The following is a 13,842-nucleotide window of genomic DNA, read 5'->3' as shown; positions in this document are numbered from 1 at the left end:
GCAGCAATGCGAGCGTGAATTTTCAATATCCCATAGGCTTTCCTCACAGTAGATGGAGGATCGTTTATACCGGACGTTTAATACCGAGCACCCCAAGTAGGAGCCAGTAAAAACCTCGGTAAGAACCACGCCACCAACTGTGCATGAATTATCAATCCACGTAAGCCGGGCACTTCCTAAAAGTTCGCAGGATCACGCTGTCAGACGCCAACGCAAGATACAGCCAGTTATTTCTTAGTCCCTTGCACCCCGGTCTTAAACCTGAGTAACTTCATTCAAAATCAAACTCCGATAATGCCCCGGATTCGACCCCGCCCACTTGCGAAACGCCTTATAAAACGAACTGGTATCGGCGAACCCCAACCGCGCTGCAATCTCGGCAAAGCTGATCTGTGGTTCAGCCAGCCATACAATCGCCAACTCCTTGCGCACGCTGTCCTTGAGGCCTTGGTAGCTCTGCCCTTCTTCCGCCAGACGTCGGCGCAGGGTTGAGGCGGAGATGCACAAGGTGGCCGCAAGGCCTTCGGTTTCCGGCCAGGTGTCGGCAGGCATCTGGCGCAGGTCGTGCTTGATTCGGTTGGCCAGGCTGTCGGGGTCGCGGTATTTGACCAGGATGTTGGCCGGCGCGTGGGCCAGGAAGCGCTTGAGTTCTTCCGGGCTGCGCTTGATCGGTAGATCAAGGCAGTCGGCGGAAAAGATCATGCGGGTGCGCGGCCTGTCGAAACGCAGGTTGTCGGAAAACATCACCTGGTAGTCATCGCAGAAATCCGGCGGTGGGCAGCGCAGTTCAATGGCCAGGATCGGAATGCGTCGCCCCGCCAGCCAGCAAGCCACGCCGTGGACGATCATCCAGTAGGTGAAATAGGTGAAGGCGCGGTTGGGCTCGGTTTCAGGCTCGAGCAACACAATTTCCGCCAGGCTTTGCTGGCGCACCAATTGGGCGGGCATGCGCTCCAGCATCAGCGAGAGGAAACCCAAGCCGGTTTGCAGGCCCGCTGTCAGGCTGGGTTGTGCAATGGCGGCGCGGCAGAGGAACTCGAGGCTGCCGGATTTGAGCTTGCGCGGGTCCATGCCGAAGAATTCATCGTCCATGCGCCTTGCCAGCAGACGCCACAACCGTGCGTAGGCGGTGGCCGGAACGCGGGCGTCGGGTTGCTCCAGCAATGCCGGATCAATACCGACCTTGCTCAAGATTTCGACGGTGGCAGGCCCCGGCGCGCAACTTTGCAACAAGGCCTCGCGCACGAGGTGGAGGGAGATGGTGTCTTTTTCCGACATGGGTGCAGTCCGTGCCCTGTATGGCGTGAAGTGCGGCCATCTTAGGCAGTCACGCGGCAAAAGAGTAGGCACCGAGGTCGTGGTCTCGGGTATTCTGCGCCGGGATTTTTACCGACAGGGAGTTGAATCAATGAGTTGCTGGGAAGTACTGGGGCTGCCGTCCGACGCCGATGCTCGCAGTATCAAGCGCCAATACGCGGTGTTGCTCAAACAGCATCGTCCGGATGAAGACCCTGTCGGCTTCCAGCGCCTGCGCGAGGCCTATGAGCACGCGCTGCAGTGGAGCCGTTATGAAGCGCCGGTCGAAGTGCCGCAAGCGCCGCCGGTCGACACGGTGCAGCCCGCTGCCGCTGAGCCCGACACGCGCTACGACCAGGCGCAAGCCCTGGTGGCCAATGCCACGCCGGCCAATCTCGCGCTTCTCTATCAACAAGCCCAGGACAATGAGTGCGCCGAGGCGTTTGAAGGCCTGTTGCTGCAACGCTGCCTGAGTGGCGCGGCCCCCGAGATTGCGGACTGGGCCGTGACACACCTGCACTGGCTCAGCCCCTGGCAACGGCAAACACCGGCGCGTTTGCCCGACTATCGTCTGGCCGCACTGCTGGAGCAGATGTTTGCCGACGTCGAACACCGGCTCACCGAGTTACTCGATCAACAACAGGTCGAGGCCTTCTGCGCCGCCTTGGTCGACGTGCATAACGCCGAATGGCTCACGCCCCTGGCGCGCCATGCGCGGCTCAATGACGTACTCGCACGTACGCTGCTGGCCAGCACCTTCTGGTCCGAGGCGCTGTTCGACACCCTGTGCACTGAGCAGGCCTGGTCCGATCAGTACCTGGATAACCGCTGCCCTGAGCCCGAATGGTCGGCGTTAAAGGCACGCAATGCACTGGAGCGTTTCAGTGCGCAGGCCTACCACCAGGCCAGCCTGAACAGCCGTGACCCGCAGGCGCGTGCGGCCAGGTTGCTGTTCGGCGACCTGACGCTGGAACAACGGCAACGCTTTGCCCGGCGCTTTGGCGAATCCGATTGGAACGCTTGCCGCACCCTCAGTGAAACCCTGCTGAACCAATACCCGGCCCTGTGCGCACAGATGCCCGGTGGAGACCCCTACTTCTGGCGCGACTGGGAGCGCATCAGCCGCCCCTGGCCGATGTTTGTCGCGCTGCTGGGCATGGCCGCAGGCTGGGCGGTCCACGACCAGCAACTGACCGACCATACCTTGATGGAATCCCTCGGCATGGCCCCGACCTGGGCCTTCCTGATCGCCATACCGGCGCTGCTCATCCTGGCAATCTGGCGCCCGGCCACTGACGGTTACGGCGAGATTGACGAGAAGCTCGCCGCGCAGCTATCGCCCTGGCTGAGCTTTCGCCGGCCGCCGCCGTTGGTGATCCGCGAGATTCTGCCGTGCTGGGTGCTTGGCCTGTTGATCTGGATCATCCTCGGCAATTACGCGTTTGCCGGCTATGTGCTGACACTGCAGGGCCTGGGGCTGGCGCAGCGCGTGCTCGGGCGACCGTCGATACGTGCAGCACTGACGTGGCGTTGGCCTGCCCGACCGTCGACACGTCAGTGGGCCACCTGCCTGGGCCTCGGCGCCCTGTTGTTGAGCGCCGCGCTGATGTACGCAAACAACCAACGCATCCACCGTGACGAGGGCTTGCAACCGTTCCTGATGAGCCCTTGCAGTGGGCTCAAGGCCGGCGCGCCGGGGTGTACACCATGAACCGCCTCACCCTTGCTGCCCTGTGCACCATCGTGCCCCTGACACTGAGCGCCGTGGGCCTGCTGACGAATACCGATCTGCTCGCCCCGCTGAAAACCTGGGCCAACCGCCCGGCAGCGCTTGAACACCAGCAAGCCCAGGCGCTGCGCCCGGTGATCGATTGCCTCAACCGAGTCGACAGCAATTGGCGGTTGGCCTACTTCAACTATCGCAGCCGCAGCGCCCGTGCCAACGACCCGAGCCTGGATGTCATCGAGCGTTTTCCCGAGCTGTATCAGCGCACACAAGGCCCGCAATTGAGCCTGCTGGACTACGACGCCAAGCGCCCCGACCTGTGCCTGCTGACGTCCTCGCAAAGAAGCGCGCTGCAACAATACCTGCCGCAGATCGCTGCACTGCGCCAGGGCTATATGGATCATCTGCTGCGGGTCTATTCAGCGGTCAAAGAGTTCGACTTCTACCCCAACGCAACCGTCCCCGGCCTCGCCCCAGCGCAGCGCGCAATCAGCGATGCGCGGTTCTTCCCGGTGGCGGAAAAATTCCTCGCGGCCTCATCCGAACTGCGCGCCGCCGTGGACACAGCCGACCGCCAGATTCGCCTGCAACAACTGCAGCACTTGCAGGTCCGTGACGAACACCAGATGGCGCTTATCGCCGGCCTGATCCTGCAAACCCGCGACACGATGCACAGCCTTGACCCGCGATCCCCCAAGCAATTGGCGGATGCATTGAGCGACTTACAGCAGACCTGGGATTACGCCCAGCGGTACCTGCGCCCCAATCAACCGACCTCCGATGCCGAGGCCCAACAGCTGTGGCAGCGGATTAAACAACCCGGTTACGCCTACCTTGGCGCGCTGCAAACACTTGCCAGGCATTCAAGCGAAAAACCCGACCCAGAGCGGCTGGGCGCTGATTACTTTGAAACTCAACGGCGCTTTGACTTGCTGGTGGACGCCTATAACCAAGCCGTCGGGCAGGACTACTGAACGGCCTTCTCCGGGCCGTTCAGCCACTGTTCAGCAAACGTCAAGATTGGCTGTTTAGTAATGAGTATCATTATGTTACAACTTAGGCTCCTATCTAGTTACGTTCTGGTGCCGAATGCTTGTCCCCTTTCTCATCATGCTGCGCGAAGGCATTGAAGCAGCATTGATCGTTGGCATCATCGCCAGTTACCTGCAACAGACCGGCCGTGGCCAGTGGATGCCGGCAGTGTGGATCGGGGTGTTCCTTGCCGCCGCGCTGGCGTTGTTGGTGGGCGGTGGCCTGGAGTTGGTCAGCGCCGAGTTCCCGCAAAAACAACAGGAACTGTTCGAAGGTATCGTCGGCCTGGTGGCCGTGGGCATTCTCAGCTCCATGGTGTTCTGGATGCGCAAGGTCGCGCGCTCCATCAAGCATTCGCTGCACGCCTCTCTTGATCAGGCGTTGACCGGTTCTAAACACCAGGTCACTGCACTGATCCTCATGGTGTTTTTTGCCGTGGCCCGTGAAGGCCTGGAAACCGTGTTTTTCCTGCTCGCGGTGTTCCAGCAAAGCGAAGGCCCGGGTGCGCCGATTGGCGCCCTGCTCGGCCTGGTCCTGGCGATCATCGTGGGTTTCCTGATCTACACCGGCAGCATGCGCCTTAACCTCGGCGCGTTTTTCCGCTGGACCGGGCTGTTTATCCTGGTGGTCGCCGCCGGGATTCTGGCCAATTCGGTACAAGCCCTGCACGAAGCCGGCGTGTGGAACCACCTGCAAACCGTGCTGTTCGACTTCAGCGCCGCCTTGCCGATGGACAGCCCGCTGGGTTCGGTGCTCGCCGGCATGTTCGGCTATCAGGAAGCGCCAACCGTCAGCACCCTGGGTGCCTACCTGATTTATCTGGTGGTGGCGCTGGTGATGTTCTTCCTGCCTGCCGCACCGGCCAAGCCCGCGCACACGCCCTCTTCCGTTTCCAGCCAGTAAGGACCGTCTCTTGTCCAGCCCAACGCCTCAACCCGCCTCGCCTCCCCGCGCCTTGCGCTGGGCGGTGGCCGGCTCGGTGGTCGTGATGATCGCCGCCGGTGGCCTGTTTTACTATGCCTCGCAATTGGCCGCCGCCAAGCGCCAGACCAACAGCAATGAAATCGCCGTGACTATTCATGGCCACGCCTGCGAGCCCAACGCGTTGACGGTACCGGCCGGGCGGGCGAGCTTTCGCATCATCAACCGCTCCGACCGCGCCGTGGAATGGGAAATCCTCGACGGCGTGCTGGTGGTCGAAGAACGGGAAAACATCGCCCCCGGCCTGAGCCAGGTGATCAACGCCAACCTGCTGCCCGGCGACTATGCAATCACCTGCGGCCTGCTGAGCAACCCACGTGGCACGCTGCATGTGACGCCGACGGCCGCCTCCGATGCCCAGGCCAAAGCCAAGCCATCGATGGTGGCGTTTATCGGCCCGCTGTCGGAGTTCCGCGTGTACTTGAGCAGCCAGGGCAGCGCGCTGGTCAAGACTGCGACCGCCTTGCAGCACGCCATTGACGCCGGTGACCTGGCCCAGGCCCAGGCGCTGTATGTGCCGGCCCGCGAGGCTTACCAACGTCTGGCCCCGGCATCCCAGCGCCTGGCCGAGTTGGACAACGCGATCAATGCGCGTGCCGACTATTTTGATAAACGTGAGCAAGACCCGGCCTTCAGCGGTTTCCATCGCCTCGAATACAGCCTGTTCCAGCAACGCAGCCTTGATGGCCTGGCCCCGGTGGCGCAGCGCCTGGTAACGGATGTCACCACCCTCAAACAGCAATTGCTGGCCCAGTCCCTGCCGCCGGAGCAGTTGGTCAGCATCGTGGTGCGCAACCTCAACAGCCTGGCCGATGTGCGTGCCATCAGCGGTGAAGAGGAGCGCTACAGCCATGTCGACCTGAATGGTTTCGCCGCCAACCTGCAAGCAGCGCACAAGGTGGTCGAGTTGATGCGCCCGCTGTTGACCAAGTCCGCCGCCGACCTGTTGCCGAATATCGACAGCGCCCTCGCCGCCTTCGATACCGAACTCGCCGAATTCAAGGTCGACAACCGTTACAGCACCTACGACAGCATCACCGCCGATCAGCGCAAGCAGATCGCCGACAAGGCCAAGGCTCTGGCCGTTGCACTCGATGGAATCGACCCCGCCCTTGGCCTTTCCGGCCTGCAGTGAAGACGACCGCACACATGAGTGATTCAACACCGTTTGACCTACAACGCCGCCGTGTCCTGCTGGGCATGGCCGCCACTGGCGCCGCAATTGCCGGCAGCAGCCTGAGCTGCCCGGCCATGGCCGCCACCGCCCAGGAACAAGTCACCACCGCACCGCGCAGTGACAAGACCCAGGACCACCACGACTTTTTCGGCCAGCACCAAAGCGGCATCGTCACCCCGCGCCCGGCGTGCGGCATGCTCGTGGCGTTCGACGTGCTGGCCAGCGACCGCGAAGACCTGGAGCGCCTGTTCCGCACCTTGAACGAACGCATCAGTTTCCTGATGACCGGCGGCACCGTGGCCCAGGTCGACCCGAAGCTGCCGCCCACCGATTCCGGCATCCTTGGCCCGGTGGTCACGCCGGACAACCTGACCATCACGGTGTCCGTCGGCGAGCCGCTGTTCGATGAGCGCTTCGGCCTGGGCGCCGCCAAACCCAAGCGCCTGAGCCGCATGGTCGGTTTCCCCAACGACGCGCTGGAACCCGCGCAGTGCCACGGCGACCTGAGCCTGCAATTTTGCTCCAACACCCCGGACACCAATATCCACGCCCTGCGCGACATCGTGAAAAACCTCCCCGACCTGTTGTTGGTGCGCTGGAAACAGGAAGGCAGCGTGCCGCCCCAGGCCCCGGCCAAACCCGGCGAGCCGGCGCAGAGCGCACGCAACTTCCTGGGTTTTCGTGACGGTTCGGCCAACCCGAACTCCAACGATGCCAAGGCCATGGACCAGATCGTCTGGGTGCAGCCCGGCAGCGACGAACCGGCCTGGGCCGCCCATGGCAGCTATCAGGCGGTGCGCATCATCCGCAACTTCGTCGAGCGTTGGGACCGCACGCCCCTGCAAGAGCAAGAGAGCATCATCGGCCGCATCAAGACCACCGGCGCGCCCATGGATGGCCGCCAGGAAAGCCAGGTGCCCGACTACAGCAAGGACCCGGAAGGCAAGTTGACCAAGCTCGATGCGCACATCCGCCTGGCCAACCCACGCACCCCGCAGACTCAGGCCAACTTGATCCTGCGCCGGCCGTTCAACTACTCCAACGGCGTCAATAAAAACGGTCAGCTGGACATGGGGCTGTTGTTCATCTGCTACCAGGCTGACCTGGAGAAAGGCTTTATCAGCGTGCAGACCCGGCTCAACGGCGAACCCCTGGAGGAATACCTCAAGCCAGTCGGCGGCGGGTACTTCTTTACCTTGCCGGGAGTCACCGGACCCAAGGACTTCATTGGCCGCACGCTGCTCGCCGCCACGCATCCCCAAACCACTGCCAACACCTGAAACCAAACCCCCACAGCGGAAACCGTCCCATGAAGAAGTCGACTCTCGCGTTGTCGTTGTTAATGACCCTCTCGCCCCTGGCCGCCTTCGCCGCCACCACGGCGCCGCTGGACCTGGTAGGGCCGGTGTCGGACTACAAAATCTACGTCACCGAGGAAATCGGCGAGCTGGTGACCCAGACCCAGGCGTTCACCGATGCCATCAACAAAGGCGACCTGGCCACCGCCAAGAAACTCTACGCGCCGACCCGTGTGCACTATGAGTCCATCGAGCCGATTGCCGAGCTGTTCAGCGACCTGGATGCGTCCATCGACTCCCGTGTGGACGACCATGAAAAAGGCGTGACCGCCGAAGACTTCACCGGCTTCCACCGCATCGAATACGCACTGTTTTCGCAGAACTCGACCAAGGGCCTGGAAACGCTGACCGCCAAGCTCAACACCGACGTCAACGACCTCAAGACCCGCGTCGACGGCCTGACCTTCCCGCCGGAAAAAGTCGTGGGCGGCGCCGCAGCCCTGCTCGAAGAGGTCGCCGCGACCAAGATCTCCGGCGAGGAAGACCGCTACAGCCACACCGACCTGTATGACTTCCAGGGCAACATCGACGGCGCGAAGAAAATCGTCGACCTGTTCCGTGGCCAGATCGAGAAACAAGACAAGGCCTTCCTGGCCAAGGTCGACAAGAACTTCGCTGCCGTGGACAAGATCCTGGCCAAGTACAAGACCAAGGACGGCGGCTTCGAGACCTACGACAAGGTCAAGGAAAACGACCGCAAGGCGTTGGTTGGCCCGGTCAACACCCTGGCTGAAGATCTGTCGACCCTGCGCGGTAAATTGGGGCTGAACTGATCAACGCCTGACTCGACGTCCCGCGTTCCGGTGCGGGACGTTGAGTCAGGCCCTTCGGTGCCGCTCGCCTGCCCCGCTGCAATCATCATGTACCCACGCAATTTTTCCTCGGCCGTGATCAGATGCGGCGCCGACTTGCCCCATTTCACCCCGCCTGCAGCCAGCAATATCGGCAGTTTTACCAGCCCCTTTGTCGCGGCCTGGATCAATTGCGGGTAGCCATCCAACGGGTTCAACGCCGCACTGGCAAACAAACCGGACTGCGTGACAAAGTCAAACGCACGCTCGCCGAACGTCGCCAGCGGCTTGGTCGGAGCCAACGCAGCGGCCGAAGGCCTGAAGCCCGTGGCAAGGCGCTGCACCGAATTGGGCAGCAAGGCCTTGGCCGACCGCAGCAGCGCACGCGCCTGCCCACCGGCGCCGATGGCCACCCCGATCATATCCACCGTCAAATTGCCCAGGCCTTGGGCGATATCGCCGCGCTTGAACGCCTGATACGCCCCCAGAAACGGCACGAACCCCAACAGGAATTCATGCTCGAGGGCTCGGGTTTCACGACGCTTTTCCAGTGGCAACGGCTCGCGTGCGCGCTGCATCAGGGCCTCTGCGGGCTCAGGGAAATTGTCGCTTGCGATCCGGTTGGCAATGTCCGCGGTCTTGCTCGAGCCATAGGTGTCAGGAACAAAGCTTTGGAGCGTGTGGTTGGCCGGTAACTCACGTGGCGCAATGGCCGCCCCCAGCGATTCGACGATAACCGACGACGCCATTGCCTCCGGCCGTGGCGCTGAGCCGGTGGTGTAGGCCGTAAGATCGAAGGGCATCTGGGTGCCACGAATTATCGGCACGTGCACCGCACCGTAGGGCGTGAAAAGACGCTGCTTGCGAATCACGCCGTCAAGCTCGATGGCATCAGGCAGGTCCGTACGTTTGATCAGCTCGCCGCTGGCAAAAACCTCGTAATAAGCCACCGTTTGATCATGCTCCACGCGCATCAAGGTTGCGTAGCGACCACGCTGCGCGTCTTTGTGGGCCTGGGTCTCCTCGACCTGGATGACGCCGGTCTCGCCGCGCAGAGTGAACAGTTCGACCTTGCCTAACTCGATCATGGTGCGCTCGGCCAGCGGCAACTGGGCAAACATCAACTTGAGCTTCGTTGCATAGGCGCCCTGGAGCTGTTCGAGGTGATGGTCGACAGCGGTTTTCAGCAGCGCGTCCAGCTCGGGCAGATGCCGAATGCGTCGATCCAGCATTTCCAGGGCGCCCTGCGCAACCTGGGGCGCACGGTCCGGCTGATAGGGCGTTTGCGCAGACGTCGGCGGTGCCAGCAGGTGCTCGCTGAGCACCCACTTTCCCGGTGTGAGGTCGCCGGTCATGTAGGTTTCCACCAGCGAACGGCGGCGCGGCTCCGTGACCGGCGCGTTGCGGCGATCGGCGGCGCTGGCCAGTTCCAGGCGCATGCCCTCAAGCTCAGCCGCCGTGCTGTCCGGGAATACCCGCAGCAACTGCCGGATGGCCAGCGCCTTGCGGGTCGGCAGTTCCGTGCAGGCGCTGGCGAAGGCCTCGGCCGTCTCTTCCTGCTGCTTGAACAGTGCCCGCGAAGCCTCCTGGATGTCGTGTTGAGAATACTCGCCGTCACTGCGCAGCGTGACGGCGCCGTTCAACACGCCCCAGTCGGCGAGGATTTTCAGCGCATTGAGTTGCATCAACTGGGTTTGCGCCTCGGTGGTCGGCGCCAGGAGGGTCAGCCCACGCACCTGGTGTTCACTCATCATCCGTGACGTGCCCGGTGCGGCACGATCGGCCAGCGTGCAGCCCAGGCGTAATTCCATCCAGGCCGGAGTGCCGATGCGCACGGTGTCCGGCACCTCCATAACCAGCATTTCCGGCGCCGCTTGCGCCAGGTATACCGGAGTCACCAGCGCTGCCAGGGCGGGTGTCAGCTTGTTATGTTGCTGCAGGTGGCGCTCGATATCGCCACGCACCTCGCTGAACGTGCGGCCCATGTTTGCCGGCTGATAGATCGAGTAGCCCGCGATATGGCCGGAGCTGACGTCGCTCAGGTTGATCCGCTCGATAGTGTTCAGTGTGGCCTTGTCAGCCGCGCTCAACGTGTCGGCGGAGAACGGCCCGGTGTAGTCGCCCACCGGGGGCGCCGGGGGCAGCGACAGTCGTAACCAGCGGATGACATTATGGGTCTCGGCCACGGTGCGCGGCGACCCCAGGCCCTTGAAGTCGAGGAGCTGGCGTGCGTCAAAGCGTGGCGTCGAGTACACGGCATTGCCCAGGGGTTCGGTCAGCGTGGCCAACGCCGGCAGTTCATCGCGCAACGTGTCCACTGCGTTGACGTAATGGGTCAGGTTCACCCAACCGCCCACCGGGCTCAAGCGTTCAAGGCGGCCTTCAGACACACGGAAGGGCTTGCCGTCCCAGTCGAATCGTTCACGTTGCAACAGGCTGAGCATTTCCGGGCGAGACACAAATGCCTGCAGACGCGCCATCGCGGCTTGGCTGAGCGCGGGCAGCGCCGATGTGGGGTGGAGATCACAGGCCTCTGAAGACCAGTCGGTGATTGCGCCGTCGGGAAGGTCTCCAAGCCCTGCTTCAAGGCACTGGGCCAGCGTTTCGCGTTCCACCCGCTCAGCCGTCGGGCGCGGCGTATGTTCAAGGCCGGCCCATGGACGCGGCGCCTGAATCGCTGGGCTGGTGCTGTGTTCGGCGACGCTGGGAGCCTGTGGAACGGGCGAGCCGGTGTTCGATAGTGGCGTCAACATGTTCAAGCCTCTCTGCGCGTTGTCTGGAGAGGCTATCTAAGGACTGTTGATGCGCGCTGAATGTAAGCCGAGTCCGACCCCTTCACGCGTTGCGTTGCGACGGATTACAGGATCCGGTAAAGCAGTCGCTCGATCCGCACGCGGCTTACCCGGCGCAGGAACTTGCCGACTGCTTCGGGGTAGTCCACCAGGGTTTGCAATTGCGGGTAACGCTCGATCCGCGTGGTGTGCCGGAAAATCTGCTCAAGCTCGATACGCCGCGGTTCCAGCCACTGGCGTTGAGGGTCGTCGATCAGCAAGGCGTTTTCCAGGTCAAGGCGGAACGCACGAGGGTTGAGGTTGTTGCCGGTGAGCAAGGTATAGCGTTCGTCGACCCACATGCCCTTGAGGTGGTAGGTGTTGTCGCCGTCGCGCCACAAGTGCAGGTTCAACTGCCCACTGTCGATCATCGGCTGATGGCGCTTGGCAAAGCGGCGCAGGCTGATTTCGTAGAGATAAGGCAGGGCCGCGATGACCTTGAACGGCTCGCTGGGCGGGATATAGAAGTCGTTGGCGGTCTTGTCGCCCACAATGATGTCGATCTTCACACCCCGCGCCAGGGCACGGTTGATCTCGCGCGTGACCGGCAGTGGCAGGTTGAAGTACGGCGTGCAGATGGTCAGTTGCTTTTGGGCGCTGGCGATCAGCTCCAGGATCACCCGGCTCAAGGGGTTGTTCTTGCCCACGCCGAGCAACGGGCTGACAGACAGGTGGCCATTGGGCAACTGCCCGGCCGTGGTGTCGTACGCCGCGTGCTTGAGGCGGCTGCGCAGGTCGCCGATATCGTTGCGCAGGCTGCGGGTGGTGGGCGGGTTCGGCAGGTCGAGGCGGTGTACCGCCTTGGAGGCGATCAGGCCGTGCTCCACCAGGTGCTGCATCGAATCGGCCAGGGGTTTGCTGTGAATCAGGTGGTAACGGTCAAACCGGTATTTGTCGAACTTGTGCAGGTACACATTGTTCAGGCTGGCGCCGCTGTACAGCACGCTGTCATCGATCACAAAACCCTTGAGGTGCAGCACGCCAAACAGCTCGCGGGTTTGCACCGGTACGCCGTACACCGGCACTTCACTGGCATGGCCCTGTGTCATGGCCTGGTACCAGGCGCTGTTGCCCGGCTGTTTGCCCGCGCCGATCAACCCGCGTTGGGCACGCAACCAGTCGACCACCACCACGATGTCCAATTCCGGCCGTGCAGCCTTGGCGGCGTGCAGGGCGTCGTAGATCTCCTGCCCGGCCTCGTCCTGCTGTAAGTACAGCGCCACGATGTAGATACGCCGGGTGGCCTGGGGGATTTTTTCCAGCAGGCAGCGGCGATACGCATCGGCACCGGACAGCACGTCGAGCGCGTCGGGAGTGAGGGGGAAACCACGCAGCTTGGGCAACAGGGAGCGTTTGAAGAACGACGGCATAGGGCTCGCAATGGGTCGAATCCGAAGAGGCCCCGAGCTTACACCATGGGGTTGCTCAGGTCTCGTTGCCTGGCACGGAAAAAGCTCATTGACCATGAAGAACGATCGTTCTACTGTGTGTCGCATGAACGATATGACTGGCCATGAAACCCGCGACATTATCCTCGACGTCACCGAGAAACTGATCTATCGCCACGGCATCGCCGGAACCGGCATGGACTTCCTGGTGAAAACCGCCGGTGTCTCGCGCAAGAGTATTTACCGCTACTTCGCCAATAAAGACGAGTTGGTCATCGCTGCCCTGCAACGCCGCGATGAGCGCTGGATGCACTGGTTGCGGGGCGAAGTGGAACGCGCCGAAGGCAGCGGCGAGCGCCTGCTCGCGCTGTTCGACGCACTCAGAACCTGGTTTGGCTCGGCGGATTTTCGCGGCTGCGCATTCATCAACACCAGCGGCGAAACCGGCGACCCGCACAACCCCGTGCGCCTGCTGGCCAAAGCGCATAAACACAAACTGTTCGAGTACGCACTTGAACCTGTGCCAAGCCCACGGCACCCCCGACCCCGAACGGCAGGCCGCGCAGCTGCTGATCCTGATCGATGGCGCCATTACCGTTGCCCTGGTCATGGGCGATTCAACCGCTGCTGATAATGCGCAATGCATGGCGCGAACGTTATTGGGGCTTTGAATGCACCGGCCAAGCAACTTTGTCTGAAACAGGAGCGCTGAAATGTCATCCACCCCAGAAACACGCCCGCCGCTGCCGCCATTCACCCGCGAATCGGCCGTCGAAAAAGTCCGCCTGGCCGAAGACGGCTGGAACTCCCGCGACCCACAACGGGTGTCCCTGGCCTACACCCTGGACACCCAGTGGCGTAATCGCGCCGAATTCGTCCATAACCGTGAACAGGCCAAGGACTTTCTCACCCGCAAATGGGCCAAGGAACTGGACTACCGCCTGATCAAGGAACTGTGGGCCTTCACCGACAGCCGCATCGCCGTACGGTATGCCTACGAATGGCATGACGACTCCGGCAACTGGTTCCGCTCCTATGGCAATGAAAATTGGGAATTCGACCAAAACGGCCTGATGACCAACCGATTTGCCTGCATCAATGACAAGCCGATCCTGGAAAGCGAGCGCCTGTTCCACTGGCCGCAGGGCCGACGCCCGGATGAACATCCGGGGTTGTCTGAACTGGGTCTGTAGCACCCTGTGGCTTTTGATCTGCTTTTGATCTGCTTTTGATCTTGATCCAAGGCGCCCCGTCAAACACGC

At 62.3% G+C, this 13,842-nt stretch carries 10 protein-coding genes and 1 pseudogene; 8 read left to right on the top strand and 3 right to left on the bottom strand.

Features of this window, described 5'->3' with window-relative positions:
* Positions 1-255: 255 nt before the first annotated feature.
* Positions 256-1,278 carry an AraC family transcriptional regulator gene (locus IQK56_RS22425; RefSeq protein WP_150675182.1) on the bottom strand — a complete coding sequence of 341 codons (1,023 nt, stop codon included), beginning with the start codon at positions 1,276-1,278 and terminating at the stop codon, positions 256-258.
* Between the two features lie 130 nt (positions 1,279-1,408).
* On the opposite strand from IQK56_RS22425, the gene IQK56_RS22420 reads away from it, so the two are divergent.
* The 6 genes from IQK56_RS22420 to efeO (IQK56_RS22395) all read left to right on the top strand — a co-directional run bounded on the left by IQK56_RS22420 (position 1,409) and on the right by efeO (IQK56_RS22395) (position 8,343).
* Positions 1,409-3,007, top strand: a complete 1,599-nt coding sequence (locus IQK56_RS22420; protein ID WP_193863090.1) for a J domain-containing protein — start codon at positions 1,409-1,411, stop codon at positions 3,005-3,007.
* Positions 3,004-3,996, top strand: coding sequence for a DUF3829 domain-containing protein (locus IQK56_RS22415; protein ID WP_193863088.1), 993 nt, complete (start codon positions 3,004-3,006; stop codon positions 3,994-3,996). The genes IQK56_RS22420 and IQK56_RS22415 overlap by 4 nt, the downstream gene beginning before the upstream one ends.
* 115 nt (positions 3,997-4,111) lie before the next feature.
* Positions 4,112-4,957, top strand: coding sequence for an iron uptake transporter permease EfeU (gene efeU, locus IQK56_RS22410; protein ID WP_122307741.1), 846 nt, complete (start codon positions 4,112-4,114; stop codon positions 4,955-4,957).
* A 10-nt stretch (positions 4,958-4,967) separates the two neighbouring features.
* Positions 4,968-6,170 (top strand): iron uptake system protein EfeO, encoded by a 1,203-nt coding sequence (gene efeO / locus IQK56_RS22405; RefSeq protein WP_193863086.1) that lies wholly within the window; start codon positions 4,968-4,970, stop codon positions 6,168-6,170.
* 14 nt (positions 6,171-6,184) lie between these two features.
* A complete protein-coding gene (gene efeB / locus IQK56_RS22400) occupies positions 6,185-7,492 on the top strand; it encodes an iron uptake transporter deferrochelatase/peroxidase subunit (RefSeq protein ID WP_193901835.1) in 1,308 nt (435 codons plus the stop codon).
* 29 nt (positions 7,493-7,521) lie between these two features.
* Entirely contained in the window at positions 7,522-8,343 is an 822-nt protein-coding gene (efeO, locus tag IQK56_RS22395) for an iron uptake system protein EfeO (RefSeq protein WP_122307739.1), read from the top strand.
* On the opposite strand, the gene IQK56_RS22390 is transcribed toward efeO (IQK56_RS22395), so the two are convergent.
* Together IQK56_RS22390 and pssA are read right to left on the bottom strand one after the other, a co-directional pair.
* The gene (locus IQK56_RS22390; RefSeq protein WP_193863084.1) at positions 8,241-11,114 is read right to left on the bottom strand and encodes a hypothetical protein; all 2,874 of its coding nucleotides are present in this window, start codon (positions 11,112-11,114) and stop codon (positions 8,241-8,243) included. The genes efeO (IQK56_RS22395) and IQK56_RS22390 overlap by 103 nt on opposite strands.
* 104 nt (positions 11,115-11,218) lie before the next feature.
* Positions 11,219-12,562: a CDP-diacylglycerol--serine O-phosphatidyltransferase gene (gene pssA, locus IQK56_RS22385; RefSeq protein WP_150759877.1), complete on the bottom strand. Its 1,344-nt coding sequence runs from the start codon at positions 12,560-12,562 to the stop codon at positions 11,219-11,221.
* A 124-nt stretch (positions 12,563-12,686) separates the two neighbouring features.
* Here pssA and IQK56_RS22380 point away from each other — a divergent pair.
* Together IQK56_RS22380 and IQK56_RS22375 are read left to right on the top strand one after the other, a co-directional pair.
* Positions 12,687-13,251: pseudogene (locus tag IQK56_RS22380) on the top strand (TetR/AcrR family transcriptional regulator).
* Between the two features lie 42 nt (positions 13,252-13,293).
* Positions 13,294-13,773 (top strand): nuclear transport factor 2 family protein, encoded by a 480-nt coding sequence (locus tag IQK56_RS22375; RefSeq protein ID WP_193863080.1) that lies wholly within the window; start codon positions 13,294-13,296, stop codon positions 13,771-13,773.
* Positions 13,774-13,842 lie beyond the last annotated feature (69 nt).

Origin of the sequence: Pseudomonas cyclaminis, from assembly GCF_015163715.1 — a bacterium.
Classification (GTDB): Bacteria; Pseudomonadota; Gammaproteobacteria; order Pseudomonadales; family Pseudomonadaceae; genus Aquipseudomonas; species Aquipseudomonas cyclaminis.
The sequence above is the reverse complement of the archived record's forward strand: the minus strand, read 5'-3'. Positions and strand labels throughout refer to the sequence as shown.